Raw genomic sequence first — 1,323 nt, 5'->3', positions numbered from 1 at the left:
AGCCGTCGGGGAAGGCGTTGCCGTACTTGCGGGACAGCTCGGCGGCCTTCTCCTCGCCCAGCTCCAGGTGCAGCTGGTCGTTGAAGCCGTCCATCCAGAACCGGGCGGCCTCGGCCAGCTTGGCCTCGATCCGCTCGATCTCGGCGTCGGTCAGGTGCGGCAGCTCGCTGCCGGGGGTGACCCGGACGACGAAGTGCAGACGGGTCAGCACCGACTCCGTCGACCAGACCGTGTAGTCGATCGAGGCGCCGTTGAGCTCCTGCATCAGGATGTCCATGAGGCGCAGCCGGATGCGGGTGGTGTAGCGGTCGCGCGGCAGGTAGACCAGCGCGGAGAAGTAGCGGCCGTACTCGTCCTGGCGCAGGAACAGCCGCAGCCGGCGGCGCTCCTGCAGGTAGAGGACGCTGGTGGCGATCTGGAGCAGCTCGTCGGCCGCGGTCTGGAAGATCTCGTCCCGGGGGAAGGTCTCCAGGATCTGCAGCAGGTCGCGGCCGTCGTGGCTCTCGGTGGAGAAGCCGGACTGGGCGATGACGTCCTGGACCTTGCGGCGCACGACCGGGATGCGGCTGACCGACTCGGTGTAGGCGGCGGCCGAGAAGAGGCCCAGGAAGCGGCGCTCGCCGACGACCTCGCCGTTGGCGTCGAACTTCTTCACGCCGACGTAGTCGAGGTAGGCCGGGCGGTGCACGGTGGCACGGCTGTTGGCCTTGGTGAGGACGAGCAGCTTCTTCTCGTGGGCCTTGGCGCGCACCGGCGCGGAGAGCCGGCCGAAGGCCTCGCTGACCGGGTGGTGGTCGTCGTCGTGGCTGAGCGGGTCGGAGCGCAGGATGCCGAGGCCGGTGCCGGCCACGGCCTTCAGGACCTCCTCGCCCTCGTGCTCGACCAGGTCGTACTCGCGGTAGCCGAGGAAGGTGAAGTGGTCGTCGGCGAGCCAGCGCATCAGCTCCCAGGCCTCGCCGACCTCCTGCTCGGGCAGGCCGGCCGGGGGCTGCTCGGCCAGCTCGTCGGCCATGCGCAGCGCGGAGTCGCGCATCTTGCCCCAGTCCTCGACGACCTCGCGGACGTCGCCGAGCACGCGGCGCAGGTTGGCCTCGATCGAGCGGAGGTCCTCGCGGTCCGTCTCGCGGTCGATCTCGATGTGCATCCACGACTCGACGATGGCGTCGGCGGGCCACTCCGCGCCGGCGGCCTTGCTGCGGGCGCAGGCGTCGATGTCCAGGATCTCCAGCAGCTTGCCGGTGATGTCACGGCGGACGACCAGCTGGGGGTGGATCACGATGTGGATCGCACGGTCCTGGCGGGACAGCTCGTTGGTGACCGAGT

The 1,323-nt window shown here is 70.0% G+C and carries 1 pseudogene; it reads right to left on the bottom strand.

What is annotated here, in order from left to right:
• A pseudogene (locus MCM47_RS40860) lies at nt 1-1,323 on the bottom strand (NAD-glutamate dehydrogenase domain-containing protein); the annotation flags it as partial.

The sequence above is a fragment of the Kitasatospora sp. A2-31 genome (assembly GCF_022288725.1).
In the GTDB taxonomy this organism is placed as follows: Bacteria; Actinomycetota; Actinomycetes; order Streptomycetales; family Streptomycetaceae; genus Kitasatospora.
The sequence above is the reverse complement of the archived record's forward strand: the minus strand, read 5'-3'. Positions and strand labels throughout refer to the sequence as shown.